The 24,278-nt window shown below is 65.9% G+C and carries 24 protein-coding genes and 1 pseudogene; 11 read left to right on the top strand and 14 right to left on the bottom strand.

Annotation, left to right across the window (positions count from 1 at the left end; genetic code table 11):
* A partial coding sequence (locus Q8M13_RS06020) for a ribonucleoside-diphosphate reductase subunit alpha (protein WP_305298876.1) occupies positions 1 to 1,555 on the top strand: 1,555 nt, incomplete at its 5' end.
* A gap of 104 nt (positions 1,556 to 1,659) precedes the next feature.
* Positions 1,660 to 1,908, top strand: coding sequence for a hypothetical protein (locus Q8M13_RS06015; protein ID WP_305298875.1), 249 nt, complete (start codon positions 1,660 to 1,662; stop codon positions 1,906 to 1,908).
* On the opposite strand, the gene pip is transcribed toward Q8M13_RS06015, so the two are convergent.
* Positions 1,905 to 2,996 carry a prolyl aminopeptidase gene (gene pip, locus Q8M13_RS06010; RefSeq protein ID WP_305298874.1) on the bottom strand — a complete coding sequence of 364 codons (1,092 nt, stop codon included), beginning with the start codon at positions 2,994 to 2,996 and terminating at the stop codon, positions 1,905 to 1,907. The genes Q8M13_RS06015 and pip overlap by 4 nt on opposite strands.
* A gap of 449 nt (positions 2,997 to 3,445) precedes the next feature.
* On the opposite strand from pip, the gene Q8M13_RS06005 reads away from it, so the two are divergent.
* Positions 3,446 to 4,315: an alpha/beta hydrolase gene (locus tag Q8M13_RS06005; protein WP_305298873.1), complete on the top strand. Its 870-nt coding sequence runs from the start codon at positions 3,446 to 3,448 to the stop codon at positions 4,313 to 4,315.
* A 60-nt stretch (positions 4,316 to 4,375) separates the two neighbouring features.
* Here the strand turns inward: Q8M13_RS06005 and Q8M13_RS06000 are convergent, their stop codons facing one another.
* Entirely contained in the window at positions 4,376 to 4,717 is a 342-nt protein-coding gene (locus tag Q8M13_RS06000; protein ID WP_305298872.1) for a hypothetical protein, read from the bottom strand.
* A 331-nt stretch (positions 4,718 to 5,048) separates the two neighbouring features.
* Here Q8M13_RS06000 and Q8M13_RS05995 point away from each other — a divergent pair, with 331 nt between their 5' ends.
* Positions 5,049 to 5,891, top strand: coding sequence for a lipid A-modifier LpxR family protein (locus Q8M13_RS05995; RefSeq protein WP_305298871.1), 843 nt, complete (start codon positions 5,049 to 5,051; stop codon positions 5,889 to 5,891).
* Positions 5,892 to 6,065: 174 nt separating this feature from the next.
* Positions 6,066 to 6,311 (top strand): DUF2798 domain-containing protein, encoded by a 246-nt coding sequence (locus tag Q8M13_RS05990; protein ID WP_305298870.1) that lies wholly within the window; start codon positions 6,066 to 6,068, stop codon positions 6,309 to 6,311.
* A gap of 25 nt (positions 6,312 to 6,336) precedes the next feature.
* Here the strand turns inward: Q8M13_RS05990 and Q8M13_RS05985 are convergent, their stop codons facing one another.
* The 3 genes and pseudogenes from Q8M13_RS05985 to Q8M13_RS05975 form a co-directional block, all read right to left on the bottom strand.
* Positions 6,337 to 7,272 carry a phosphoribosylaminoimidazolesuccinocarboxamide synthase gene (locus Q8M13_RS05985; protein ID WP_305298878.1) on the bottom strand — a complete coding sequence of 312 codons (936 nt, stop codon included), beginning with the start codon at positions 7,270 to 7,272 and terminating at the stop codon, positions 6,337 to 6,339.
* 234 nt (positions 7,273 to 7,506) lie between these two features.
* Positions 7,507 to 7,629 (bottom strand): annotated as a pseudogene (locus Q8M13_RS05980) (MerR family transcriptional regulator); the annotation flags it as partial.
* 96 nt (positions 7,630 to 7,725) lie between these two features.
* Positions 7,726 to 8,364, bottom strand: a complete 639-nt coding sequence (locus Q8M13_RS05975; RefSeq protein ID WP_305298869.1) for a glutathione S-transferase family protein — start codon at positions 8,362 to 8,364, stop codon at positions 7,726 to 7,728.
* Between the two features lie 127 nt (positions 8,365 to 8,491).
* Between Q8M13_RS05975 and Q8M13_RS05970 the strand changes: the two genes are divergently transcribed.
* A complete protein-coding gene (locus Q8M13_RS05970) occupies positions 8,492 to 9,526 on the top strand; it encodes a ribonucleotide-diphosphate reductase subunit beta (protein WP_305298868.1) in 1,035 nt (344 codons plus the stop codon).
* Between the two features lie 127 nt (positions 9,527 to 9,653).
* Here Q8M13_RS05970 and Q8M13_RS05965 read toward each other — a convergent pair whose 3' ends face one another.
* The gene (locus Q8M13_RS05965) at positions 9,654 to 10,265 is read right to left on the bottom strand and encodes a bifunctional 2-polyprenyl-6-hydroxyphenol methylase/3-demethylubiquinol 3-O-methyltransferase UbiG (RefSeq protein WP_305298867.1); all 612 of its coding nucleotides are present in this window, start codon (positions 10,263 to 10,265) and stop codon (positions 9,654 to 9,656) included.
* A gap of 86 nt (positions 10,266 to 10,351) precedes the next feature.
* On the opposite strand from Q8M13_RS05965, the gene Q8M13_RS05960 reads away from it, so the two are divergent.
* On the top strand, positions 10,352 to 11,146 hold the full coding sequence (locus Q8M13_RS05960) for an enoyl-CoA hydratase/isomerase family protein (RefSeq protein ID WP_305298866.1): 795 nt from the start codon (positions 10,352 to 10,354) through the stop codon (positions 11,144 to 11,146).
* Positions 11,147 to 11,202: 56 nt separating this feature from the next.
* Here the strand turns inward: Q8M13_RS05960 and Q8M13_RS05955 are convergent, their stop codons facing one another.
* From Q8M13_RS05955 to Q8M13_RS05935, 5 genes are all read right to left on the bottom strand, one after another.
* Complete coding sequence (locus tag Q8M13_RS05955; RefSeq protein WP_305298865.1) at positions 11,203 to 11,583, bottom strand: VOC family protein; 381 nt, start codon at positions 11,581 to 11,583, stop codon at positions 11,203 to 11,205.
* 298 nt (positions 11,584 to 11,881) lie between these two features.
* The gene (locus tag Q8M13_RS05950; RefSeq protein WP_305298877.1) at positions 11,882 to 12,529 is read right to left on the bottom strand and encodes an OmpA family protein; all 648 of its coding nucleotides are present in this window, start codon (positions 12,527 to 12,529) and stop codon (positions 11,882 to 11,884) included.
* Positions 12,530 to 12,546: 17 nt separating this feature from the next.
* On the bottom strand, positions 12,547 to 13,098 hold the full coding sequence (locus Q8M13_RS05945) for a hypothetical protein (protein ID WP_305298864.1): 552 nt from the start codon (positions 13,096 to 13,098) through the stop codon (positions 12,547 to 12,549).
* Between the two features lie 291 nt (positions 13,099 to 13,389).
* On the bottom strand, positions 13,390 to 14,160 hold the full coding sequence (locus Q8M13_RS05940) for a hypothetical protein (protein ID WP_305298863.1): 771 nt from the start codon (positions 14,158 to 14,160) through the stop codon (positions 13,390 to 13,392).
* A 31-nt stretch (positions 14,161 to 14,191) separates the two neighbouring features.
* Positions 14,192 to 14,827: a hypothetical protein gene (locus tag Q8M13_RS05935; RefSeq protein WP_305298862.1), complete on the bottom strand. Its 636-nt coding sequence runs from the start codon at positions 14,825 to 14,827 to the stop codon at positions 14,192 to 14,194.
* A 304-nt stretch (positions 14,828 to 15,131) separates the two neighbouring features.
* Here Q8M13_RS05935 and Q8M13_RS05930 point away from each other — a divergent pair, with 304 nt between their 5' ends.
* Positions 15,132 to 16,058, top strand: coding sequence for a hypothetical protein (locus Q8M13_RS05930; protein ID WP_305298861.1), 927 nt, complete (start codon positions 15,132 to 15,134; stop codon positions 16,056 to 16,058).
* Between the two features lie 224 nt (positions 16,059 to 16,282).
* Here the strand turns inward: Q8M13_RS05930 and htpX are convergent, their stop codons facing one another.
* The 3 genes from htpX to Q8M13_RS05915 form a co-directional block, all read right to left on the bottom strand.
* On the bottom strand, positions 16,283 to 17,239 hold the full coding sequence (gene htpX, locus Q8M13_RS05925; protein WP_305298860.1) for a zinc metalloprotease HtpX: 957 nt from the start codon (positions 17,237 to 17,239) through the stop codon (positions 16,283 to 16,285).
* A 308-nt stretch (positions 17,240 to 17,547) separates the two neighbouring features.
* Positions 17,548 to 19,062, bottom strand: coding sequence for a bifunctional diguanylate cyclase/phosphodiesterase (locus Q8M13_RS05920; RefSeq protein ID WP_305298859.1), 1,515 nt, complete (start codon positions 19,060 to 19,062; stop codon positions 17,548 to 17,550).
* A gap of 155 nt (positions 19,063 to 19,217) precedes the next feature.
* A complete protein-coding gene (locus Q8M13_RS05915; protein ID WP_305298858.1) occupies positions 19,218 to 20,483 on the bottom strand; it encodes a dicarboxylate/amino acid:cation symporter in 1,266 nt (421 codons plus the stop codon).
* A gap of 122 nt (positions 20,484 to 20,605) precedes the next feature.
* Between Q8M13_RS05915 and Q8M13_RS05910 the strand changes: the two genes are divergently transcribed.
* From Q8M13_RS05910 to Q8M13_RS05900, 3 genes are all read left to right on the top strand, one after another.
* On the top strand, positions 20,606 to 22,057 hold the full coding sequence (locus Q8M13_RS05910) for an AMP nucleosidase (RefSeq protein WP_305298857.1): 1,452 nt from the start codon (positions 20,606 to 20,608) through the stop codon (positions 22,055 to 22,057).
* A gap of 83 nt (positions 22,058 to 22,140) precedes the next feature.
* The gene (locus Q8M13_RS05905; protein WP_305298856.1) at positions 22,141 to 22,920 is read left to right on the top strand and encodes a tyrosine-protein phosphatase; all 780 of its coding nucleotides are present in this window, start codon (positions 22,141 to 22,143) and stop codon (positions 22,918 to 22,920) included.
* Between the two features lie 54 nt (positions 22,921 to 22,974).
* On the top strand, positions 22,975 to 24,144 hold the full coding sequence (locus tag Q8M13_RS05900) for an alanine--glyoxylate aminotransferase family protein (RefSeq protein ID WP_305298855.1): 1,170 nt from the start codon (positions 22,975 to 22,977) through the stop codon (positions 24,142 to 24,144).
* The last annotated feature ends 134 nt before the right edge of the window (positions 24,145 to 24,278 follow it).

The following is a 24,278-nucleotide window of genomic DNA, read 5'->3' as shown; positions in this document are numbered from 1 at the left end:
CGGCCGTGGCCTGCCCATTTCCTGCTTCCTCAACACGGTGAACGACAACCTCGACGGCATCGTCGGCACCTGGACCGAAAACGACTGGCTGGCCTCCAACGGCGGCGGCATAGGCACCTACTGGGGCAAAGTCCGCTCCATCGGCGAGAAAGTGCGCAATTGCGGCGCGACCTCCGGGATCATCCCGTTCGTGCGCGTGATGGACAGCCTTACCCTCGCCATTTCGCAAGGCTCGCTGCGCCGCGGTTCGGCCGCGGTCTATCTCGACATCCACCATCCGGAGATCGAGGAGTTCCTCGAAATCCGCAAACCCTCGGGCGACTTCAACCGCAAGTCCCTGAATCTGCACCACGGCATCTCGATCACCGACGAGTTCATGGAAGCGGTGCGCGCCGGCGAAATGTTCGGCCTGCGCTCGCCCAAGGACAACGAGGTCCTGCGTGAGGTCGACGCCCGCTCGCTCTGGCAGAAGATCCTCGAGATCCGCCTGCAGACCGGCGAGCCCTACCTGATCTTCTCCGACACCGTGAACCGCTCGATGCCGCAGCATCAGCGCGAACTGGGCCTGTCGGTGCGCCAGTCGAACCTGTGCTCGGAGATCATGCTCCACACCGGCGTCGACCACCTGGGCCACGACCGCACCGCGGTCTGCTGCCTCTCCTCGGTCAACGCCGAGAAGTTCATGGAATGGCGCGACCACCCGACCTTCATCGAGGACGTCATGCGCTTCCTCGACAACGTGCTGCAGGACTTCATCGACAGCGCGCCGGCCGACATGAAGAACGCCGCCTACGCCGCCATGCGCGAGCGTTCGGTGGGCCTGGGCCTCATGGGCTTCCACTCGTTCCTGCAGATGCAGAACGTGCCGTTCGAAAGCGCCCTGGCCAAGTCCTGGAACATGCGCCTCTTCAAGCATCTGCGCCGTCAGTGCGACACGGCCTCGCGCGTCCTGGCCGAAGAGCGCGGCCCGTGCCCGGACGCCGCCGACCGCGGCGTGATGGAGCGCTTCAGCCACAAGCTGGCCATTGCGCCCACCGCCTCGATCTCGATCATCTGCGGCGGCACCAGCGCCGGCATCGAGCCGATCCCGGCCAATATCTACACCCACAAGACCCTGTCGGGCACCTTCGCGGTCAAGAACCCCTACCTGGAGCGCATCCTCGACGAGAAGGGCAAGAACACGTCCAGCGTCTGGGACTCGATCCTGGAGAACGAAGGTTCGGTCCAGCACCTCGACTTCCTCAGCCAGGATGACAAGGACGTCTACAAGACCGCCTTCGAGCTGGATCAGCGCTGGGTCATTGAGCTGGCCGCCGACCGTACGCCGGACATCTGCCAGTCGCAGTCGGTGAACATCTTCCTGCCGGGCGATGTCGATAAGTGGGACCTGCACATGCTGCACTGGCAGGCCTGGGAGCGCGGCTGCAAGTCGCTCTACTACCTGCGCTCCAAGTCGGTGCAACGCGCGGCCCACGCCGGCGGCGAAGGCATCGTGATGATGGACACCGGCCCCACCGAACGCGTCGATTACGACGAGTGCCTCGCCTGCCAATAGGAGAGCCGCCTTCGGGCCCGCTCGCTTACTTTCGCTGTGACTGGGATCATCGGCCCAGCGAGGATCCGGTCGCGATCTATTACGAGGTCGATCAGCTAGGGCGCGTGTCCCGGCTGATCGACGTTTTCGCGGGCGGCGGCAAGGACCGCTCCGCGGTCTCCGACTTCGGCGGCGGGGAAGGCGAACTTCCCGGCGAGGCCAGCTTGGTCGAAGGCTCGTTCCATGAGGCCGCCGCGAACCTGATCGCCGGGCATGCGGTCACGCACGACGACGAGCGGCTGAGCCTCACGCCCATCAGCGCCGACGATTTTGAGGCGGAGTGGCGCGCCGCCGCGTCGCGAGGCCGCCCCTAGCCCGCCATCCTCGGCAGGCCGTCCATGATCGCGGTCAGCGCCAGCACGGTTTCGCGTTCCATGGCGCTGTGGCCGGCGTTGGTCATCACGAAGGTCGCCGGCTTCGCCCCCAGCGCCTCCAGGTTGGCGACCAGGCGCGAGGCCTGGGGCAGCGGGCAGACCTGGTCGAACCGCCCATGCACGATGTGCGTCGGGATCGCCGCGATCTTCGCAAGATTGGCGATGATGTAGTCCGGCGCCAGGAACAGGTCGTTGGCGAAGAAGTGCGCCTCGATCTGCGCGAAGCAGAGCGCGAAGGCTTCCTCGCCGAACTTGCCGGCGTCGTCGCTGGCCGGGATCATGTTGGAGATCACCCCCTCCCAGACCGACCAGGCCATGGCCGCGCGCAGTTGACGCGCGCGCTCGGCATCATCGGCTGGGACCATGTCGAAGATCGCCTTGTAGGCGCCCATCATGTCGCCGCGCTGCTCGGGCGCGATGACCTCGACGAAGGTCTTCCACTCATCGGGATAGGTCACATAGGCGCCGGGTTCGCTTAGGGCGAAGGGCGCCTGTTCGTAGGTCGCCGCGTTGCCCTGGTACATGTAGAGCAGGTCTTCCTGGGTCCCCAGGAAGATGCCGCGCAGGATCAGCGACTGGACGTTCTGCGGGTGGGCGATCGCATAGACCATGGCCAGGGTGCTGCCCCAGCTTCCGCCGAACACATGCATCTTGCCGTCGATCCCCAGCGCCTCGCGCAGGGCGTTGATGTCGGCGACCAGGTGATCGGTGGTGTTGTGGGTCAGGGCGACCTGCGGCCCGGCGACTGCGACCGACGGCTCGCTCTTCCCGCAGCCGCGCTGGTCGAACAGGATGACCCGATAGCGCTCCGGATCGAAGAACCGCGACATCACCGGCGCGCATGCGCCGCCCGGCCCGCCGTGCAGGAACATGACCGGCTCGCCGCTCGGGTTTCCGTATTCCTCCCAATAGAGCTTGTGGTCCGGGGCGCTATCGACCTGCAGCAGGCCCGAGCGGTTCGCCGCGCCCTGCGGATAGGCCCACTCGTCAACGACCTTGCTCGTCGTCTGCAGCTTCGAAAAATCCATGGCCAAACCTCGCCTGCGAAACCGTTCGCCCCCGCCTTCGGCAATGGGCCGAAGAGGCGCTCTTGGCTACCGTTTTCGATGTTAGCCTCGCGGCGGCTGAATGAGACACGGGCGCGGCGATCGCTGTCGCCAGCGGGGCAAACCACCGCTGCCGTGAAACCGGCGCATCCACACCGATTGACCGGTAAACTTCTGGGTGTAGCGTCTCGGTCTAGTAGGGGGCTGTGGCGATGCGCGGCGGGTCGATATTGAATCTTTGGCGCCTCGGCCTCTTCAGCCTCGTTCTGACCCTCGGTCTCGCGCCGACAAGTCATTCGGCGGTTCCTGCCGCACATTCGCCAGACGCCCTTCCTAGTTCGGTCCTGGACTTCGCACGGCCGGGCCAACTCGTTCCGGTCGGTGCAGGGCGGTTGTTGAACCTGCGATGCATAGGCTCAGGCTCGCCGACGGTGATTCTCGACGCGGGTGGGGGGCAGTTCAGCATCGCGTGGCGGAAGGTGCAGGCCGAAGTCGCCACCTTCGCTCGGGTCTGCTCCTATGATCGGGCGGGCTACGGCTTTAGCGACCCCAATGATCGACCTTCAACGGCTACGAACATTGTAGATGACTTACGCCAAGCTCTCGCTCGCGCTGGAGTCGAGGGCCCCCTGCTGCTCGTGGGGCATTCAGCCGGCGGCCTCTATGTGACTTTCTATGCTGATCTGCACCCCACCGAAGTCGTTGGGCTGGTGCTGGTCGATCCAGCCTTTGCCAGCCAGAACCATGACAATGCCTTGGCTGTCTGGTCGGCCTATCCCGAAATTCTTGCGGAGCAACGTCGCCAGCAAGTTGCTGGATGGAAGCTCAAGCAAGATTGCGCCGACCTCGCACGGGCAGGGCAGCTGAAAGCGGAGGCCCTACGAGCATGTCCATGCATCACCGCGCCCAAGGATCAGCCCGAGCTTGCAAGCTACGTCGTCTCCTACTGTAGCGGGGCCAAGCAATACGAGGCGATGTTGGCTGAGGAAGCGGCGCTAACAGGAACGGTTGGCGATTCATCCTCAGTATCGACTGCGCAAGAGGCGGCGGCCGCGCAATCCTTCGGAACAACGCCCCTGATCGTCCTTACCAGCGCGTCTGGCTGGCGCTATGCAGGTCGTGAAGAGCCGAATGCGTTGCTGACCATGGTTTGGCGCGCGGGGCACGTCGGCCTGGCGGCCAGATCCAGTCGCGGCAAGGTCGTGGTGGTCCCGAACTCGGGCCATCTCATTCAGAGCAACAAGCCCCATGCGGTTGTTGACGCCATTCGTGAGGTCATCGACGCCGCGCGTCGAGACTGAGCTGAAGAGTGCGCGGATCTGCTCAATGCCGTTGTGTGATCCTAGCGGCGTTCCTGCGGCTCAGCCCGATCCCGGGATGGACAGGCACTCCATGATCTCCACCGCGTCGCCGGGAAAGATCGAAAAGTGCGGATGGCCTTCGAACAGGCTGGCGGCCTCGGCGTGAGACTGCGCCTCGATGACCACATAGCCAGACAGGTTGTTGTGGGTGTCGGCCACGCCCTCCGGCGAGACTCGCTTCGTCACCCCTAGCGGTCCGCCAGCATCGACAATCTGCGTGGCGTTGCGGCTCATCCAGTCGCCCCACGCCGCCATGCCTTCCGCGATCTTGTCCTGCGATAGCGGCTGGGCCTGTCCTTCGGGTGGCGTCGTCCCAGTATAGACTGCCAGGAATTTCGTCATCGCCTTGCCTCCGTTCGTCCGCTTCGGGGCTGCCAGCTAAAAGACGAACCACGCGGCGGCGTTCCGACACTGAAGATCGACCACCGACCGCTTGCTGGACTTCGACGCCGCCGAGGGCGACCGGATGGTTGTTCCTGAGCTGATGGTCAGGCGCCTGAAAAGCCGCCGTTCTGTGCCGGATTGGCACGGAGTTGGGCTCGCCTGACGATCAACTAAGGTGTGAACCCGATGCCACTCTCATGACGGGAACGGATTTTCCGATTGCGCCATTCCATCATCGTGGGATGGTTGTTGAGCCGCACGCTCAACGATGCGGTACGGGAGGTTCGCCATGAGGCTGTTGGCTTGTGTAGCCATCGCCTTCGGATTTGGGGCTGCGACGGAGGTCGCCGCGCAAAGTGCGCCGACGATATCGGGGTCTGCGCGGCTTATGGATGCGGCGTTCGCGCCCGATTTCGCGCCTCGCACCAGACCCGCCGACGACTTCTCCAATCTCATTGAGCGCGAGCAGGTGCGCCCGGACGGATCGCCGGTCCGTTGGCGGACTAATGAGTTGAAGCTCGGCGAGACCAAGTCAGGCGCGGTCGATTCATTGCGCATCAGCGTCGGCGGCGGGCTGCATTCGCCCAGCGGCCTGCCCCAGAACCTCGACAACCGCACCGCCCAGTTCGACGCCGACGCCTACGAGATCGCCGTCACCCGCGATTGGAAGCCGGTGCGCTTCGACGCCGGCGATCTGGATGTCAATCTGACGCCTCATACCGGTCTTGGGGTCACCAACGCCGGCGGCCAGGCCGAGGCGGGCGCCACCCTGACGGTGGGCCAAAAGCGCGACGACGTGGCCGTGGACCGGCTCAACGATCTGGGCGTTCGCGACGGCGCCGCCTATGGCGACCAAGGGCGGTGGTATCTGTTCGCCGCCGCCAGCGGCCGGGCGGTCGGCCTCAACATGCTCAACAATGGCGAGGGGTGGGACCGGGACGGCTGGAGCACCGATCGCGCCAGCGCCTTGATCGGCGACGCCCATGTCGGCGTCGGCTACCGCAAGGGCGCGATGCAGACCTCGTTTGGATACATCCACCGCGAGATAAAGGGCGAGCACATGATCTTTGGTCAGAAGACCAAGGAAGACTCGATGCTGGCCTTCTCCCTGTCGATCAAGCCGCAGAAATAGCGTCTCGACCAGGGCTTGAGATATATCGATATTTTGCTATTGAAAGCGCCGCAGCGCGCTTCGCGCTTCCGTAAGCGTTTACGTCAGCCAACGCATCCGCCCTACCCAGCCGGGCGAGGGGTCAGGCCCGCTTACGTGGGTTGGATGCATCGTGCGGCGCTTACGGAGTCTCCCATGTCTACATTTCCTCGCCGTCTGCCCGCGCGTTTCGCCGGTGTCGTCATGCCTTTCGTGCTGTCGATCCTGATGACCTTCCTGGTGTCGGGGATCTCGACGCTCAAGAGCGTCGGCGCCACGCCCGGCATGCCCGCCGCCTGGATGGGCGCCTGGGGCGTTTCATGGCTGGTCGCCTTCCCGGCGCTGCTGCTCTTGCTCCCGGTTGTCCGGCGCATCGTCGCCTTGGTGGTCGAGCCCGCCTGACCTTCGGAGCCGCGCTTGGCCTGCTCTACGTCCCCAGGAACGGCTGCAGATTGCGCCGGATCCTCGCCAATACCGGCTCGCTCGCGTCCGGCTTCACGAACGGCAGTCCGGTAATGGTCTCGAACGCCTCGATGTAGACGTTCGACACCGCCTGGATGATCTCCTCGGGGATCTCTGGGATCGGGTCCCTGTAGGGGTCGCACCGCTCGCCGACCCAGCTTCGGACGACGTCCTTGTCGAAACTGTCGGGGCGTTCGCCCTTGGCCAGGCGGTCCTCATAGGTCCCGGCGCGCCAAAAGCGGCTGGAGTCGGGCGTGTGAATCTCGTCGGCCAGGACGATGTGGCCGTCCGCGTCGATTCCGAACTCATACTTCGTGTCGGCCAGGATCAGCCCGCGCGTCGCGGCGAGCTCGCGGCCGCGGGCGTAGAGGGAAAGCGAGATGGTGCTGACCTCGTCCCACTGAGCTGCCGTCACCAGCCCCTGTTCCACGATCTGTCCCGGCGACAACGGCGCGTCATAGTCGCCGTGGGCGGCCTTGCTGGTCGGCGTCAGGATCGGCGCCGGAAGCTGCTGGTTCGGCGCCATCCCGTCCGGCAGCCGTATGCCGTACATCTCGCGCTGGCCTGCCTGGTACCGGGTGAGGATCGAGGTCGAGGTGGTCCCCGCCAGATAGCCCCGCACCACCATCTCCACCGGCAGCATTCGCAAGCCCCGGCACACCAGCACATTGGGGTCGGGATAGGCGATCACGTGATTGGGGCAGATGTCGCCAGTGACGTCGAACCAGTACCGCGCCGTCTGGGTGAGCACCTGGCCCTTGAAAGGTACGGTGCAGAGGTGGCGGTCGAAGGCGCTCAGCCGGTCACTGGCGATGATGATCCGCCGACCGTCGGGCAGATCATAGTTGTCGCGCACCTTGCCCTGATAGTGGTTCGGCAACTCCGGCACGGGGTGAGTCATGATGGTCTCCTGGGTGAGATGGGTGAGATCATCCAGGGTGAGGTCGCGCCCGGCCTCCAGCGCCAGCAGGGCGACACCCAGCAAGGCGATGGCGGCGTCCAGCTTGCCGCGTTGAGCCGCGAGACTGTCGCGCTGCAAGACCAGGATGTCGGCGAGGCTGGCTTGATCATCCACCAGCAGCGCCCTGATCTGCTTGAGCGAAAGCCCAAGACCGCGCAGCGCCATGATCTGGTGCAGCCGCGCGGCCTGCGCCGGGCCATAGGCCCGCCAGCCGGCGGCGCTGCGGCCTGGCGCCACCAGACCCTCGCGCTCGTAGACGCGCAGCGCCTTCGAACTGACGCCGAGGCGCGCGGCCATTTCACTGGGGCCAAGCCAAAGCTCAGGCACTTGCAACCTCCCTTGAACCCGTCCCCGCTTAAGGGCGGCCCTTAGGGCCGGTGCAAGGAGAGAATTTCACGCGCCCATCCGCTCGGCCCACAGCGCTGTCAGCCGGGGATCCTCGTCAACGCGCCGCACGATCTCGCCCATGCGCGGGGCCGCCTCGTAGAACCGCTTGCGGCGCGGGTTGAACCGCGAAACCACCGCGACATAGAGATCGAGCACCGAGAGCTCGTCGCCGAGCAGATAGCGGCCAGGCGCGACCTGGCCCTCCATGATCGCCCAGCACTCGGCGATGCGGTCCAGAACCCTTTGCTCCAGCGCCGCATGGCCGGCCCGATCGGGGACCAGCCGTGATGGATCGTCCTTCACCCAATAAAGCGAGTAGATCGCGCTGGAGACGAAGCTCATCCAGCGCAGGAACTGCGCGCGCTTCGCATCGCCCGGCGGCGGCCCTAGCCTGGCGCCCGGATGCTGCTCGGCCAGCCAGACCAGAATCGCCGCGCTCTCGGTGACGATCTCGCCAGATTGAAGCACCAGTGCGGGGACTTGCCGCATGGGATTGGCGGCCAGGACCTTGTCTCCGCTCTCGCGGTCATCGGGGTCGAAGGTGTAGGAATCGATCAGGTCATAGTCCTGTCCGGCTAACTGCAAAGCCGCCTCGACCGCGACCGCGCCAGAACCTTTGGCCCCATAAAGGGTTAGCTTGGGCATCTGGTTTTCTCCCCAGGAGTTCACAACATCTTGGGGGCCTAAGCCACGTCGGCACTAGATGTTGGTGAAGTGTGCGTTAAGCTCAGAGTCGTCCTATCCGAATCCGTCCAGTTGGAAAGTCCCGTCGGTGACCGCCACATCCTCCCTGCCAGGCCTGCTCACACCGTCGTTCGCCTACAAGCCGTTCCGGTATCCGTGGGCCTATGACTTCTGGAAGAAGCAGCAGCAGGTCCACTGGATGCCCGAAGAGGTGCCGCTCGGCGAAGACCTCAAGGACTGGGCCGCCAAGCTCAACGACAAGGAGCGCAATCTCCTCACCCAGATTTTCCGGTTCTTCACTCAATCGGACGTCGAGGTGAATGACAACTACATGGAACGCTACAGCCGCGTCTTCAAACCTACCGAGGTGAAGATGATGCTGGCCTCGTTCTCCAACATGGAGACGATCCACATCGCGGCCTACGCCCTGCTGCTCGAAACCATCGGCATGCCCGATAGTGAGTTCACGGCGTTCCTGGATTACCAGGAGATGCGCGACAAGCACGATTACATGCAGAAGTTCGGCGTCGATTCGAACGCCGACATCGCCCGCACGCTGGCCATGTTCGGCGGCTTCACCGAGGGGCTGCAGCTCTTCGCCAGCTTCGCGATGCTGCTGAACTTCCCGCGCCACAACAAGATGAAGGGCATGGGCCAGATCGTCTCGTGGTCGGTGCGCGACGAGAGCCTGCACTGCGAAGGCATCATCAAGCTCTACCACGCCTTCAACGCCGAGACCGGCGCGGTGACCAAGTCGGTGGCCGACGACATCATCGACTGCTGCAAGACGGTGGTCGGCCTGGAAGACGCCTTCATCGACCTGGCGTTCAACGCCGGCGAGGTTCAGGGCATGACCCCGGACGACATCAAGAACTACATCCGGTTCATCGCCGACTGGCGCCTGCGCCAACTCGGCCTGCCGGAAGTCTACGGTAGCGTGAAGGAAAACCCGCTGCCCTGGCTGCAGTCGATGCTCTCGGGGGTCGAGCACGCCAACTTCTTCGAGGCCCGCTCGACCGAATACTCCAAGGCCGCCACCAAGGGCCAATGGCACGGCGACGCCGGCGTCTGGGCCGCCTTCGACAAGACCCTGGCCCGGCGCGGCGACGTCCCGGCGGAGTAGGGGCTAACCAGGTGCTCCCCCGCTGGGGGAGCTCCCGGCCACTTGGCCGGGTGAGGGGGACTTGCGACTCCTGCCGCACACCCCCTCCGTCGCGCTATGCGCGCCACCTCCCCCAACGGGGGAGGATCTAGGCGCCCTTCACTGCCAGCACATGCAGCCAGGTCCGCTGCACGCCGTCGAAGCCGCCGCCTTGGCCGGTGGTGACGTCCAGCGGCTCCCAGGCTCCCGCTGCGGCGTAGGCCGCGCGCAACCGCTCCTCGCTGGGGAAGTTGTAGTAGCGGCCCAGGCTGTCGCGATCTCCGCCGTCGCCCGACTTGAACCCGGCATAGAACCGCCCGCCGGGCTTCAGCGCCCGGTGGATGCGCGCCAGCACGTCGGCCAAACCGTCCTCTGGCACATGCAGCAGGCAGGCGTTGGCCCAGACCGCGTCATAGGCGGCGACATCCTCCAACTCCTCGAACCGCATCACCCGCACCGGCCGGCCCAGTCGCGCCTCCGCTTCCGCCGCCAGCCCCGCCGAGCCGTCGGTCGCCGTCACCTCGAAGCCGGCCGCGCTCATCAGCTCGGCGTCCTGCCCGCCGCCGCAGCCCAGCTCCAGGATCGCCGCCCGCGGCCGCAATTGCTCCAGGAACGCCCGCAGCCGCACCGGCTCGCCTCGGGTCCGCGCCGCATAGACGCCCGCCTCGCGGTCGTAGAAGGCCAGGGTGTCGGCGTCGTGCAGCGGGGTCGGGGCGTTCATGGGTCATCCTTCGGGCTGGCCACCACCTCCCACCGCGTCCATTCTGTCGTCAACGCCGATCACGAAAACAGAAGGGGGAAAGCGCCATGACCAACCTAGTCGAGGTTTCCGACGCCGGCCACGTGCGGACCATCCGCCTGAACCGTCCGGAGAAGAAGAACGCGCTCAGCCAGCAGCTCGCCTGGGGGATCGTCGCCGCCGTCGACGAGGCCGCGCGTGACGACAATGTCTGGGTGGTGGCGCTCACCGGCTCGGGCGACGCCTTCTGCGCGGGCCTGGATCTCTCCGGCGCCGAGCCCTTCCATCCCGCCCCGCCGATGACCGCCCAACTCGACGACATCAGCTGGGTCGGCCAGTTCCTGCTCGCCACCCGCAAGCGCTGCGACAAGCCGGTGGTCGGCGGGATCAACGGCGTGGCGGTCGGTGCGGGCCTGGGCCTGGCCATGGCGACCGATGTTCGCCTGATCGCCTCCAGCGCACGGCTGATGGCCGGCTACACCCGCATCGGCGGCTCGCCGGACGCGGGCCTGACCATCACCCTGCCGCAGGCCATGGGCTATGAGCGCGCCATGCGCTTCATGATGGAGAACCGCACCCTGACCGGTGAGGAAGCCGTGGCCTGGGGCATGGCCGGCGAGGCCGTCGCCGACGACAAGTTCGAGGCTCGCCTGGCCGAGTACTGCGCCCAACTCTGCGAGTGGTCGCCGATCACCCTGCGCCTGCTCAAGCGCGGCATGGTGAAGTCCTACGAGTCCCACGATATGGAGCAGCAGCTCCGCTACGAGGTCTCCAACATCGGCCGCGCCTTCGGCAGCCAGGACGGCAAGGAGGCCCGCAAGGCCTTCCTCGAAAAGCGCAAGCCGGTCTTCACCGGCCGGTAAAACTCACCCCCAACCCCGCGCCGCCGGCCGAAACCGGCGGCGCGAAGCGCTAGGCCTTAGGCGGGCATCCGGTGCATGGCGCACAGCTTGTTGCCGTCCGGGTCGCGCAGATAGGCCAGGTACATCTTGCCCATGCCGCCGGCGCGCACGCCGGGCGGTTCCTCGCAGGTCGTGCCGCCATTGGCGACGCCGGCCGCGTGCCAGGCGTCGGCCTGCTCGGGCGAGTCGCAGGCGAAGCCGATGGTGCCGCCATTGGCGTGGCAGGCCGGCTGACCGTCGATCGGCGCCGACACCGCGAACACGCCGCTCTTGCTCATGTAGAACATCCGGTGCCCGTCCACGAACGACGGCGGCACGTTCAGCGTGGCCATCAGCGGGTCATAGAAACTCTTGGACTTCTCCAGGTCGTTGGTCCCGACCATCACATGCGAAAACATCTGGCTCTTCTCCGTGCTCTTGATTGGCTGACCCGCTCAGCGGCCTGCCCCCGGGCGCCATACCATTGCAAGCTGCGCCGCGTGACAAGTTCACGCCCACGTCAGGCGCCGCTTGCCCCGGCGCCGCAACGCGGTGAAGCCCTAGAGCGGCTGCGCCGCCCCCTCACCTGGCCTCTCCCGAGGGAGAGGAAGTAGGTCGAGGACCATCCCCTGCGCAGACCCATTCCTCTCCCCGCTGGGGAGAGGCTAGGTGAGGGGATCGGCCTCGCCGCCGCAGAGCCCTGGAGCGCCCGCGGGATCACCCCCCGATCAGGATCTCCACCCGCCGGTTGCGCTGGCGCCCGGCCTCGTCGTCCGAGCCGTCGGGTTTGGCGTTCGCCGCCACCGGCCGCGCCGCGCCGAATCCCTGGGCGGTCAGCGTCACAGCGGCGCTCCCCAGCCGCGCCTTCAGCGCCGCCTCCACCGCCTTGGCCCGGCGCTCCGACAGCGCCTGGTTATAGGCGTCCGACCCCTTGGCGTCGGTGTGCCCCTGCACCTTGATCGGCTTGCCCAGCGGCCCGGCCCCGGCCGCGATGGCGTCCAGCACCGGCAGCGCCTCCTTGCGGACCTCCGCCTTGTCGAAGTCGAACAGCACGTCGCTCTGCAGGTTCAGCCGCAGTTGCTCGCCCTCGACCTTCGCGCCCAGCCCGGGAAACCGCCCGCTGAGATCGGAGGCCAGGTTCGCCAGCGGTTCGGACCGCCCGGTCGTCGCCTGCGCCATGCCGGTCAGCGGATCGATGCGCGCCTTCAACACATCGACCCGCGCTCGGGGCAGGGCCGCCCGCGCCGCCGCTTCGGCCCGCGCACTCGCTCCGTCCAGCGGCCCCCACGGCTCGGCCAGGGCTGGCCCGCCAAGGAAAACGGCCCCTGCGGCGGCCAGGACCGCCACGCCGCGCATCGTCGCCATCCGCGTCACGGCGGGGCTCAGCGGTCGCTCAGGGGAATGTTCTCGATCGCCTCGACCTCGGGCAGGATCAGGCTGACGGTCTTGATCTCGGCCGGCGGCGCCGGGAACTTGCCCCACCATGTCCCGGCCAACGGCGCGTCCTTGGTCACCTTGACCATCATGTCCGGCGGCGTCAGCGGCATGCCGTCCGCGTCGGTCAGCAGGAAGTATTTGCGATCCCCCGCCACCACCGCGATCTCCTCCTGGGCCTTCTTCGGATTGCCGTAGAGGGTGTGGAAGTCGGTCCCGCCGCCCGGCGCGCGCACCGGCCCAAAGCGGATCTTCACGGTCAGGATTCCGTTCTGCCGCACCGCCTCGACCACCTGGGCCTCGGCGGTCCCGTGCGAGGTCATGCCCCGCGCGATTACGCTCTCCTTGGCGGCGGCCTGCACGTCCTGCGCCTGCGCCTTGGCTTCGGGCGTCGCCGCCGCGACCGGCCCCGGCGCCTCGCCGCCCGGCGCCGCACTATCCCCGCAAGCCGCCAAACCCAGGGTGGCGGCCAGGGCCGCTAGAACCGAACGCGTCGCCATACGGATATTCCCACCAAAACGCTCGGCCAGAACGCGGCCGCAAGCGTCATGAACGCGCGAGGGCGGGGATTGGCTGTCGAAAAAGGGCGGTGGAGGCCAGCAATGCTGGGTGGCGGACTTGACGTGGCTCTGGCGGAGCAGACCTACGCGATCCTCATGGCGGAGAGGGTGTTATTTTGCCAGACCTTATCTAACTGTACGAAAAATAATAACTTTCTTCGGTCGGCTGTAGCGGTTGCGATCAGCGTTTGTGACAGCCTCCACCTTTCATTGGAACTGCCATCCGAGCGGTTAGACCGGGTACTTGAGGACTACGTTCAGCACGAGGTCTTCTGCCAACATGGCAACCTTCGCCCTGGTGATCGTCACACCTGAGGGATGTGCGGCGGAGTTCCGCGTCCCTAGCGCCGTTCCGAGTATCCGTCGGACATCGGGAGAAATGATCTTCGCAGTCTTGCAACGGTCTAAAAACATCTCCTCGCCGAGAATAGAGAACTCATCTCTCGCTGTGACCTGGCCAACTTTCTTAGCTGTGCGCTGATCAGGATGCGCGGCTAGGGCAGCATTGAAATCTGAAATCTTGTGGGTCAGGATGTAGTTGAACATGTGGTCTAGAGCAAAAATCCAGACCATAATGAGAGAGGCGCGATAAGCTTCGACGCCAAAGCAGTCGAGAGCTTCCTTCATCCACTCCTTGCCTGGGCCATCTGGAAGTTGTTCTTCCAGCGTCCGAAGCTCGGTGGGTATCTCTACGGTATGAGTTTCTCCACCCAACTCCTGCGCAATAGTTTCACGGCGATGGCGCTCAAGCTTGTAGCCGCCAGTCCCAACCTTCACGAAACGGCGAGGCTTCGTTGACAAGCCCCGTGACAGGTACTGTGAAATCGACTTCGGCACTGCAAGGTCGCAATCTCGGAAACAATCGCCGATCTTTTTTACAGTAGCACTGGGCTCACCCCGGTCCTCTGTTAGGAAATAGACAAATAAATCAATCCTCTGCGTGTCCGAAAGGTCTTTAACATTCCTTACAGAACTGTAGAAACGAATCGCAGGAGAAGTCATGCGACGGCCTCATACGGATTGACGGTCGCGCTCACTTCTTAGCCTTCTCCTTCGGCGGCAAGTCGTGGTCGATGAAATTCCTGCCCGTGGCGGTCAGCTTGATGCTATCCAAGATCTTGGCGTCGAGGGTTGCCTTTCGTGCTGATGCCGTGCGCAGACCTGAAGCCACGTCGGTCGGCTCCTTCCACGTTTTCGTGAGACGAAACACCGTTCCAACGTGATGTATGCTGACATTCTGCACCTCTAGAACCTCAGACAAGTAGTAGATGACGGCTACGTATTTATCCTCGTTGGAAGCGGGCCGTTTTTCTTCAATGAAGTCCTCAAAGGATTGCTTTCCCGCCGGCCGCAGGTCCAAGTCCTTGACCAGCTTCCATTCGCCACGTGTATCCTTCGCAGATCGCTTATGCTTCGCCGTTCCGTTGGACGCTTTCGACCCAGCCGCCTTGTCAGGCGCGGCGTCAGCTTTAGCCACATCGAGCTCATGCTCGGGCGCTTCAACAGGAGCCGCAGCAGCCGCGTTTCGCGGAGCATGTCGCCGGCCTTCGAACGCAGCCACCAGGGCAGCAAACGCCTCTTGTTGCACCGCCTCCGACGTAAACGAGTTAACCGCTGTAGCGATAGACTCCATGCGCTGAAGGAGCGCGTCCAGGTCTTCTTGGGCCAATGCTTTCTCCCCGGGATTTAATTCACGGGGTTTAATCCCCGGTTCCTAAACTTCACTCTAGTCTGGGTTAGAATCGCTTTTTGGACAACTGTGCCGAGCAAGTCGGATTATCGGCGACCAAAAAATGGTGTGCTGTTGAGAGGCAGTCCCTCTGATCCTCAGCAGGCCATGCGTCCCCGTACGCCCCCTCGCGAATCGTAAAGCGCAAAGACCCTGTATTGAATACGACCACTTACGATACGCGCCGCGAAGGAAATGTTCCCGATATGTTCTATTCCCTTCGCGCCCATGCTACTCTCCCCCAATGCCCGCGCGCGCCTATCGACACACCCACCCCCTCGCCCGCCAGCACCTCCTCACCCGCGTCGCCGCCGGCGAACGGCTCATGGATGTCTGCGCCGAGCCGGACATGCCCTCCTATGGCAGCGTCTATGCCTGGGCGCGGGCTGAGCCGGGCTTCGAGGCCGAGCTGACCGCCGCCCGGCGGCGGGGCGAGTTCATCCGGGGTGGAGCGTTTGACGAGGCCAAGGCCGAGGCCCTGCTGACCCGGTTGCGGGCGGGCGAGCCGATCACCTCGATACTTCGCGACCCGGCCATGCCCAGTCGCCGCGTCTACGCCTATTGGCGCGCCACCCAGGCGCCGTTCGCCGAGCAGGTGTATCGCCTGAACCAAGTCCGTGCCGACGCCCGCGTTCAGCGTGGACGCGACCGCTGGCGGCCGTTCGATCAGGCCTTGGCCGACGCCATCGTGGTGCGCGTTTCGCGAGGCGAGCTGCTGGCCGACATCCTCAATTCCGCCGCCGGCCTGCCCTCGCGCGGGGTGGTGATCCGTTGGCGGCGGCTGCAGCCGCAGTTCGACCAGGCGCTGCGGATAGCCGTCCATGTCGCCCGCCGTCGCCGCGCCCAGACCCCGGCCGGCTGCACGCCGCAACTCACCCAGGTCATCGCCGATGAGATCCGCCAGGGGGAGTCGCTGTCCAGCCTCTCGCGGCGGCCGGACATGCCGTGCTCGGCCACCCTCTATTCCTGGGTCCGCAAGCACCCGGCCTTCGCCGCCGAGATCGCGCGGGCCTGCGAGGATCGCGAGGACTGGTTCACAGACCAGGTGATGATGCTGGCTGACGGACCTGGTGACCTGAAGGGGCGCTATCGCCAGATCTCGGCCCTGAAACACCGGCTCAGCCGCTTGCAATATCGGCCGGGCGCCAGGCGGGCGCGGGCCGAACGCTAGGCCCATTCCTCTCCCTCGGGAGAGGCTAGGTGAGGGGGCGCCGCGCAGCGGCGCTCTGCTGACGAAGGACACAGCCGCACAGCTAGATGCTCCCCCTCTGGGGGAGCTCCCGGCCGTTTGGCCGGGTGAGGGGGATTTTGACTTCTGCCGCAAGCCCCCTCCGTCGCGCTGCGCGCGCCACCTCCCCCAGCGGGGGAGGATCTGAGGAAATGAGTGTCTAGCTCCTAGCTGTTCCAAGGCCCGCGCTTGGGCGCGGCCGAGGTGGTCGGCACCGCTGTGGCCGAGCGGCGTCCGCCGCTGACGATCGGCTGGACCGGCGGCGGCGCGCCCCGCCCGTTCAGTTTCATCAGCGCCGCGACCCGGTTGGCGGTCGCCGGGTGGGTCGAGAACAGGTTGTCCGCGCCGTGGCCGTTCAGCGGGTTGATGATGAACATCTGGCCGGTGGCCGGATTGCGCTCGGCGGTCACATTGACGATGCCGTGGGCGTAGGCCTCGATCTTCTGCAGGGCGCTGGCCAGGGCCTGGGGATCGCCGCTGATCTCGGCGCCGCCCTTGTCGGCCTCGTACTCGCGGCCACGGCTGATCGCCATCTGCACCAGGGCCGCGGCCATCGGGGCCAGGATCATCAGGGCGATGGTGCCAATGATGCCGCCCGGACGCTCGCGGTCGTTGCCGCCGAAGAACAGCGCGAAATTGGCCAGGGACGAGATCGCCCCGGCCAGGGTCGCGGTGATGGTCATGGTCAGGGTGTCGTGGTTCTTCACGTGCGCCAGTTCGTGGGCCATCACCCCGCGGATCTCGCGCCGGTCCAGCATCCGCAGCAGGCCCATGGTGGCCGCGACCGCCGCGTTCTCGGGGTTGCGGCCGGTGGCGAAGGCGTTCGGCTGCTCGGTCTCCATCACATAGACCTTGGGGCGGGGCATGCCGGCCTTGTCGGACATCTCGAAGACGTCGCTGACATAGTTGCGCAGGAACGGGTCGGTGGTCCCCGGATCGACCTCGCGCGCGCCGTACATGCGCAGCACGATCTTGTCGGAGTTCCAGTAGCTGAAGAAGTTCATCGCCACGCCGATGGCCAGCGCGATGGCCATGCCGGTCGGCCCGCCGATCAGATAGCCGATCCCGACGAACAGCGCCGTCAGCCCGGCCAGCAACATGAAGGTGCGAAGGTGATTATGCATGGCGCTCGATATGGGGTGGAGGAGGCGTCTTGCGCAAGCAGGCGCGCGCGTCGAAGCTGGAAGAGCCCTCACCCCACCCCAGCGGGGAGAGGAGAAGAAATCCCTCTCCCTCGGGAGAGGTTAGGTGGGGGGGCCGCGCAGCGGCTCTGCTGACGAAGGACACAGCCACACTGCTAGATGCTCCCCCGCTGGGGGAGCTCCCGGCCGTTTGGCCGGGTGAGGGGGACTTCAACGCCTGCTGCTGCCCCCTCCGTCGCGCTGGCGCGCGCCACCTCCCCCAGCGGGGGAGGATCTAAAAGGACAGGACCCTACCCCACCCGCAGCGTCGCGGCGGCGGCCATGATCCGGTCGGTGGGGGCCTCGGCGCCGGCGGCTTCGTTGCGCATCAGGGTCTCGACCTCTTCCGGCGGCATCGGACGGGCGAACAGATAGCCCTGCATCAGGTCGCAGCCGGCGGCGCGCAGGAAGATCGCTTGGGCCTCGTCCTCGACCCCCTCGGCGACGATCCGGGCGTTCAGCGACTTGGCGGCGTTCAGCATGGCGCGGACCAGCTTGGAGACGCGCGGATCGCGGCCAACCCCGCCGATCAGCGACTGGTCCAGCTTCACCGTATGGATCGGCAACTGCAGCAGGGCGCGCAGGTTCGAATAGCCGGTGCCGAAGTCGTCCAGGGCGATGCGCACCCCGTGCGAGGCCAGGCGCTCGATGTGGCGGCGGGCCATCGACAGGTCGTTGACCAGGAAGGTCTCGGTGATCTCGACCGCCAGGGCCGTGGCCGGCAGGTCGGTGCCCGCCAGCCTGCGGACCAGGTTGCGCGAGAACGACGGGTCCAGCAGCTCGCGTTGCGAGACGTTCAGCGAGACGGTGTCGATCAGGCCTTCGGCCACCCAGGGCGCGGCGCGTTGGCAGGCCGATTGGAAGATCATCCCGTCCAGCTCGGCGATCAGGCCCAGCTCCTCGGCCAGCGGCACGAAGACGCCTGGCGCGATCATGCCGCGCTCGGCGTGGTCCCAGCGGGCCAGCACCTCGACGGCGCTGATGCGGCCGTCGGCGGCGTTCACCAGCGGTTGGAACCAGGGGACGATGTGGCCGGCCGGGATGGCGCGGCGCAGTTCGGCCTCCAGGCTGTGGCGGGTGGCGCTGGCCTGGCGCAGTTCGTCGTCGAACGCCGACCAGCGGCTGCCGCCGGCCGACTTGGCCCGGTAGAGCGCCATGTCGGCGAAGCGTTGCAGGTCGCCGGCGTCGGTGGCGTCGGCCGGGAACATGGCGACGCCGATCGAGGCGCCGGGCGCGATGGCGCGGTCGTAGATGGTGTGGGTCTGGGTCAGCAGCTTGGTGATGGCGTCGGCCCGCTTGCGCAGGTTCTCGCCGCTGGTGACCAGGGCGAACTCGTCGCCGCCCAGGCGGCAGACCACGTCGCCGGGCAGTGCGGTGCTGCGCAGGCGCAGGCCGATCTCGATCAGCAGCTGGTCGCCGGCGTGGTGGCCCAGGCTGTCGTTGAGGGTTTTGAATCTGTCGAGGTCGATGACCAGCAGCGCCACCGAGGCGCCGGCGGCCTGGGCCGCTTCCAGTCGCTCGATCAGGGCGGCGGCGAAGGCGCCGCGGTTCAGCAGGCCGGTCAGGCCGTCCGTGCTGGCCAGGTGCAGGGTCAGGGCCCGCTCGTCTTCCAGTTCGTCCACCCGGGCGGTGAGCGTCTGGGAAATGCGGATCAGCTCCTGCCGGGCCTTGGCCAGTTCACGCTCCGCCGCCTGGGTGGCCAGGCGCTCGCGCTCGAGCTGCTGGGCCAGGACGGCGGCGGCGATCAGTTCCCCTGGGGCGTCCATAGGGCGCTACCGGCAGGTGGTGGCGTGTTGCGGGAAATTGAGCCCGCCTGGAACAAAAACCTTCATCGCCGACCCCCTCTCCGAACCCGTTCAATGATCGCGGGTATGCCGGAAAGGGTGGAATCGTCCGTTAACGGGCGGCGATAAAGTGTGGCCTAGGCGACTTTTGGCGCAGGGTCGGCTGGGGGCGCCTGGGATGGGTCCTCGATCTGCCCCTCCCACTTGGCGACCACCGCGGCGGCCACCGAGTTGCCCAGCACGTTGGTGGCCGAGCGACCCATGTCGAGCAGGTGGTCGACGCCGAGGATCAGCAGCAGCCCGGCCTCCGGCAGGTCGAAATAGGTGAGCGTCGCGGCGATGACCACCAGCGAGGCGCGCGGCACGCCGGCCATGCCTTTGGAGGTGACCATCAGCAGCAGCAGCATGGTGATCTGCTGGCCGATCGACATCTCGATGCCGTAGGCCTGGGCGATGAACAGCACCGCGAAGGTGCAGTACATCATCGAGCCGTCGAGGTTGAACGAGTAGCCCAGCGGCAGGACGAAGCTGGAGATTCGGCGCGACAGCCCGAACTTCTGCAGCTCTTCCAGGGTCCGCGGATAGGCCGCTTCCGACGACGCCGTGGCGAAGGCCAGCAGGGCCGGCTGGCGGATGGCCCGCAGCAGGTCGATCGCGCGCTTGCCGACGATCAGGATGACCGCCGCCGACAGCAGCGCCCACAGCACACCCAGCGACGCATAGAAGCCCAGCACGAATTTCGCATAATCCGCCAGGACGCTCAGCCCCTGCGTCGCCACCGTCGCCGCGAGCGCGGCGAAGATGGCTAAGGGTGCTGTTTTCATTACATAACCTGTCACCTTAAGCATAATCGCGGCGACTTGGTCGACCAGGGCCGTGACGGCCGGGGCCTTGTCGTCGAGGGCCGAGACGGCCGTGCCGACGAAGATCGAGAATACCACGATCTGCAGGATTTCGTTGTTGGCCATCGCCTCAACGATGGATTTCGGCACCAGGTGGGTGACGAACTCCTTGAGCGTCAGCTTGGTGGCGTCCACGGCGCCGACGATGGTCGACGGGTCCTGCACCAGACCCATGCCCACGCCGGGCTGGATCAGGTGAACCATGAAGAGGCCGATCAGCAGCGATATGATCGAGGCGCCGATGAACCACGCCATGGTCTTGATGCCCACCCGGCCGATGGATGCGGCGTCTTCCATGTGCGCGATGCCGGCGACAAGCGTCGAGAACACCAGCGGGGCGATGATCATCTTGATCAGCCGCAGGAATACGTCGGTGATGATGGTCAGGTTTTCGGCGACGCCCTTGGCCTGATCAGCGGCGAGGAAGTGGTTCACCCCCCAGCCGACCAGCACCCCGAGCGCCATGGCTCCCACAATAAAGGCGGTAAAAATTTTGTTCATGGTGGGACCCCCGAGCGCTTAGAGGCGACCTTGTGGCCGAGAATAGGGGCTTTCGTCCATAGCGTAGCGAAAGTGAGGCAGGGACATCTCGCAACCTTCACAAGAGCAGGCTAAACTGACCCATGTTCAATGAAAACAAGGCGGCCGCCATCGTCGAGCGGCTCAACACAGAATACCAAGACACGGTCAAAGCCCTGCGTGGCGCGTTGAAGACCTTCCTGGCGGGTGGCCCCCCGCCGACGCCGGCGATGCGGGCCGAGGGCATATTCGCCTATCCTGAATTGCGGCTCACCTGGCCCCACGGCCACAGCTATCCCAGGCTCAGCCGCGCCTACGCGCGATTGTCGCAACCCGGGGTCTATACGGTCACGGTCACCCGGCCAGATCACTTCCGGGACTATCTGATCGAGCAAATCAGCCTGTTGATGGCCGATTTCGACGTGACCATCGAGGTCGGTCGCTCGCGTCAGGAGGTGCCGTTCCCCTATGTGCTGGACGGTACCGTGGATCTGGCCATGGCCGACATCAGTTCGGCTGAGATCGCTCGACATTTCCCGACCACCGAGCTCGCACATATTGGTGATGAGATCGCCGACGGCTTCTGGAACGCAGGCCTGGAGCCCGCCAGGCCGCTGGCGCTGTTCGATGGTCTGAGAACCGATTTCTCCCTGGCCCGTCTCACCCACTATACCGGCGCTCCGGCCGAACACGTTCAGCAGTTCATCCTCTTCACCAACTATCACCGCTACGTGGACGAGTTCGTGCGTTGGGGTTGCGAGCAGTTGAAGGCGGGAGGGCCCTATACGGCCTTGTCAGCCTCCGGCCGAGTGATCGTCACCGCCGAGACCGAAAATCCCGAGCAGGCCATCGCCGATGGATCCTGGCGGCGTCACCAGATGCCGGCCTACCACCTGATGGCGGAGGGGCGACGCGGCATCACCCTGGTGAACATCGGGGTCGGTCCCTCGAACGCCAAGACGATCACCGACCACCTCGCCGTCCTGCGTCCTCAGGCGTGGCTGATGATCGGCCACTGCGGCGGGCTGCGTGGTTCGCAAACCATCGGCGACTATGTGCTGGCTCACGCCTATCTGCGCGACGACCATGTGCTGGACGATGTGTTGCCGCCGGAAATCCCGATCCCGCCGATCGCGGAAATCCAGGTCGCCATGGGCCGGGCCGCCGAGGCGATCACCGGCGAGACCGGCGAGATGCTGAAGCGCCGCCTGCGCACCGGCACTGTGGTCACCACTGACGACCGCAACTGGGAGCTTCGGTTCTCCTCCAGTTCGCTGCGGTTCAATCAATCGCGGGCGGTGGCGATCGACATGGAGAGCGCCACCATCGCGGCCCAGGGCTACCGGTTCCGGGTGCCGTACGGGACGCTGCTCTGCGTGTCCGACAAGCCGTTGCACGGCGAGATCAAGCTGCCGGGCCAGGCCAACGCCTTCTATGAGCGGGCCATCGGCCAGCACCTGCAGATCGGCATCGCGACCATGGACCTGTTGCGTGAGGAAGGGCCGCGGCTCCATTCGCGCAAGCTCCGCAGCTTTGACGAGCCGCCGTTCCGGTGATGGGTGACATGAAAACTGCGCGCGACGAAATGCCGGTCGCCCCTATCTCGTAATTTCTTGGCGAAATCGCTAAATCGACGACCATGAGCGCACGACACATCGAATTCGAAGGCATCGACAACTTCCGCGACTTCGGCGGATACGGAACCGCCTGCGGGCGCGGGATCAAGGCGGGGCGGCTGTTCCGCTCGGCGAACCACGCCTACGCCACCGAGGCCGACCTTCAGACCCTGCGCGACTTGGACGTACAGGTCATCGTCGATCTGCGCCGTCGCCGTGAGCGCGAACGCGAGCCGTCCAAGCGGTGGGACGGCTTCAAGGGCCAGGTTATCGAGAACGATATCGACGGGCCTGAAGCCGACTGGGCCGACGCTCTGAAAGCGGCCAGCGACATCAGCGCCGACTGGTTCTTCCGCGACAGCCTGGAATTCTATCGCAACGCTCCGCATGCGGAGCGGATCGTCGATCTGTTCAGCCGCTATTTCCACGCGCTGGGCGAGACCGACGGCGCAGTGGTCGTTCACTGCGCGGCGGGGAAGGATCGCACCGGCATGATCTGCGCGATCACCCATCACATCGCCGGGGTCCATCGCGACGATACGCTGGCCGACTATCTGGCGACCAACGACGAGACCAAGCTTGAGAAGAAGACCGCATTCCTGGGGCCGTGGATCCGAGACCTGACCGGGGTCACCCTCAGCGACGCGGCGCTGCGTCAAGCGGTCAGCGTGAACGAAGCCTTCCTCGCCGAGGCCTTCGCCGCCATCGATGAGAGCCACGGTTCGGTCGATCGCTATCTGGAAGAGGTTCTGGGCGTCGATTCCAAGCTGCGCGGCGCCATCGAGGCGCGCATCCTCGGCTGACACGAGGCTCGTCATATCCTAATCGTCCCCCGCAAGTATGTGAGGGGACGACCAATGCAGAGCTTCCAACCACCGCGGCGCATCCTGATGGGGCCTGGCCCCTCCGACGTCAGCCCCCGCGTGCTTTCGGCGTTGGCGCGCCCGACCATCGGCCACCTGGACCCTGAGTTCCAGAATCTGATGGAAGAGATCAAGGGCGCGCTCAGCCGGCTTTTCAACGCCCCTGACCATGCCTGCGTGCCGCTGCCGGCGCCGGGAACGGCCGGCATGGAAGCGGCGATCATGAACCTGCTGGAGCCCGGCGACCGGGCGGTGATCGCGATCAACGGCGCCTTTGGCGGCCGCATGGCCGATATGGCCGATCGCGCTGGCGCCGAGGTCGTCACGCTGGAATTCGAATGGGGCAAGCCTGTTGATCCGGCGGTGGTCGAGGAGGCCCTGAAGGCCGCCCCCGCCAAGGTGTTCGCCTTCGTCCATGCCGAGACCTCGACCGGCGCGCGCAGCGATGCGGCGACGCTCTGCGGCCTGGCCCGCAAGTACGGCGCGCTGTCCATCGTCGACTGCGTCACCTCGCTGGGCGGGATCACGGTGGACGTTGCGGCGTGGGATGCTGATGCGGTCTATTCGGGCACACAGAAGTGCCTTTCGGCGCCTCCTGGCCTGTCGCCCATCGCCCTGTCGAAGCGGGCGCAGGCGGCGATCAGCGGCCGCAAGACCAAGGTCCGCAACTGGCTCTGCGATTTCAATCTGCTGATGAGCTACTGGGGCGGCGACGGCGGCCGGACCTATCACCACACCGCGCCGATCAACGCGCTCTACGGCTTGCACGAGAGCCTGGTTGCCCTGTTCGAAGAAGGCCAGCAGGCCGTTCTGGTCCGCCATGCCCGCACCCACGAGGCGCTGGCCGCCGGGATCGAAGCCATGGGGTTGTCGTTCCTCGTCGCCGAGAAGGATCGTTTGCCGCAACTGAACGCCGTGATCGTGCCGGAGGGCGTCGATGAGGCGGCGGTTCGCAGCTTCGTGCTCGCCAAGTGGGACCTGGAAATCGGGGCCGGCCTCGGCCCGCTCAAGGGCAAGGTTTGGCGTATCGGCCTGATGGGCGCCTCGGCCACCCCGTGGCACGTTCGCCTGTGCCTGAACGCCCTGGCCGAGGCTCTGGAAGCTCAAGGCTTCAAGGCCCATGGCAAGGCGGGCTTGGCCGCGGCCGACGCCAAGCTGGGCTGACTTTTTCCTCCCCCGTTTACGGGGGAGGGGGACCGGCGAAGCCGGTGGTGGGGGTTGGTTCTATCTCGGAGCTTGCCGCGGGGGCCCCCCCCCCCCCCCCCCCCCGGGCCCCCCCCCCCCCCCCCCCCCCCCCC

This window comes from Phenylobacterium sp. (genome assembly GCF_030681155.1).
In the GTDB taxonomy this organism is placed as follows: domain Bacteria; phylum Pseudomonadota; class Alphaproteobacteria; order Caulobacterales; family Caulobacteraceae; genus Phenylobacterium.
This window is presented reverse-complemented; position numbering and strand designations above follow the sequence as displayed.

Coding starts and splice junctions, on each gene's coding strand:
- pip (WP_305298874.1), bottom strand. CDS start 2,996: ATGGATTTTTCGAAGCTGCAGACGACGAGCAAGGTCGTTGACGAGTGG.
- Q8M13_RS06000 (WP_305298872.1), bottom strand. CDS start 4,717: ATGACGAAATTCCTGGCAGTCTATACTGGGACGACGCCACCCGAAGGA.
- Q8M13_RS05995 (WP_305298871.1), top strand. CDS start 5,049: ATGAGGCTGTTGGCTTGTGTAGCCATCGCCTTCGGATTTGGGGCTGCG.
- Q8M13_RS05990 (WP_305298870.1), top strand. CDS start 6,066: ATGTCTACATTTCCTCGCCGTCTGCCCGCGCGTTTCGCCGGTGTCGTC.
- Q8M13_RS05985 (WP_305298878.1), bottom strand. CDS start 7,272: ATGACTCACCCCGTGCCGGAGTTGCCGAACCACTATCAGGGCAAGGTG.
- Q8M13_RS05975 (WP_305298869.1), bottom strand. CDS start 8,364: ATGCCCAAGCTAACCCTTTATGGGGCCAAAGGTTCTGGCGCGGTCGCG.
- Q8M13_RS05965 (WP_305298867.1), bottom strand. CDS start 10,265: ATGAACGCCCCGACCCCGCTGCACGACGCCGACACCCTGGCCTTCTAC.
- Q8M13_RS05960 (WP_305298866.1), top strand. CDS start 10,352: ATGACCAACCTAGTCGAGGTTTCCGACGCCGGCCACGTGCGGACCATC.
- Q8M13_RS05955 (WP_305298865.1), bottom strand. CDS start 11,583: ATGTTTTCGCATGTGATGGTCGGGACCAACGACCTGGAGAAGTCCAAG.
- Q8M13_RS05950 (WP_305298877.1), bottom strand. CDS start 12,529: ATGGCGACGATGCGCGGCGTGGCGGTCCTGGCCGCCGCAGGGGCCGTT.
- Q8M13_RS05945 (WP_305298864.1), bottom strand. CDS start 13,098: ATGGCGACGCGTTCGGTTCTAGCGGCCCTGGCCGCCACCCTGGGTTTG.
- Q8M13_RS05940 (WP_305298863.1), bottom strand. CDS start 14,160: ATGACTTCTCCTGCGATTCGTTTCTACAGTTCTGTAAGGAATGTTAAA.
- Q8M13_RS05930 (WP_305298861.1), top strand. CDS start 15,132: ATGCCCGCGCGCGCCTATCGACACACCCACCCCCTCGCCCGCCAGCAC.
- htpX (WP_305298860.1), bottom strand. CDS start 17,239: ATGCATAATCACCTTCGCACCTTCATGTTGCTGGCCGGGCTGACGGCG.
- Q8M13_RS05920 (WP_305298859.1), bottom strand. CDS start 19,062: ATGGACGCCCCAGGGGAACTGATCGCCGCCGCCGTCCTGGCCCAGCAG.
- Q8M13_RS05915 (WP_305298858.1), bottom strand. CDS start 20,483: ATGAACAAAATTTTTACCGCCTTTATTGTGGGAGCCATGGCGCTCGGG.
- Q8M13_RS05910 (WP_305298857.1), top strand. CDS start 20,606: ATGTTCAATGAAAACAAGGCGGCCGCCATCGTCGAGCGGCTCAACACA.
- Q8M13_RS05905 (WP_305298856.1), top strand. CDS start 22,141: ATGAGCGCACGACACATCGAATTCGAAGGCATCGACAACTTCCGCGAC.
- Q8M13_RS05900 (WP_305298855.1), top strand. CDS start 22,975: ATGCAGAGCTTCCAACCACCGCGGCGCATCCTGATGGGGCCTGGCCCC.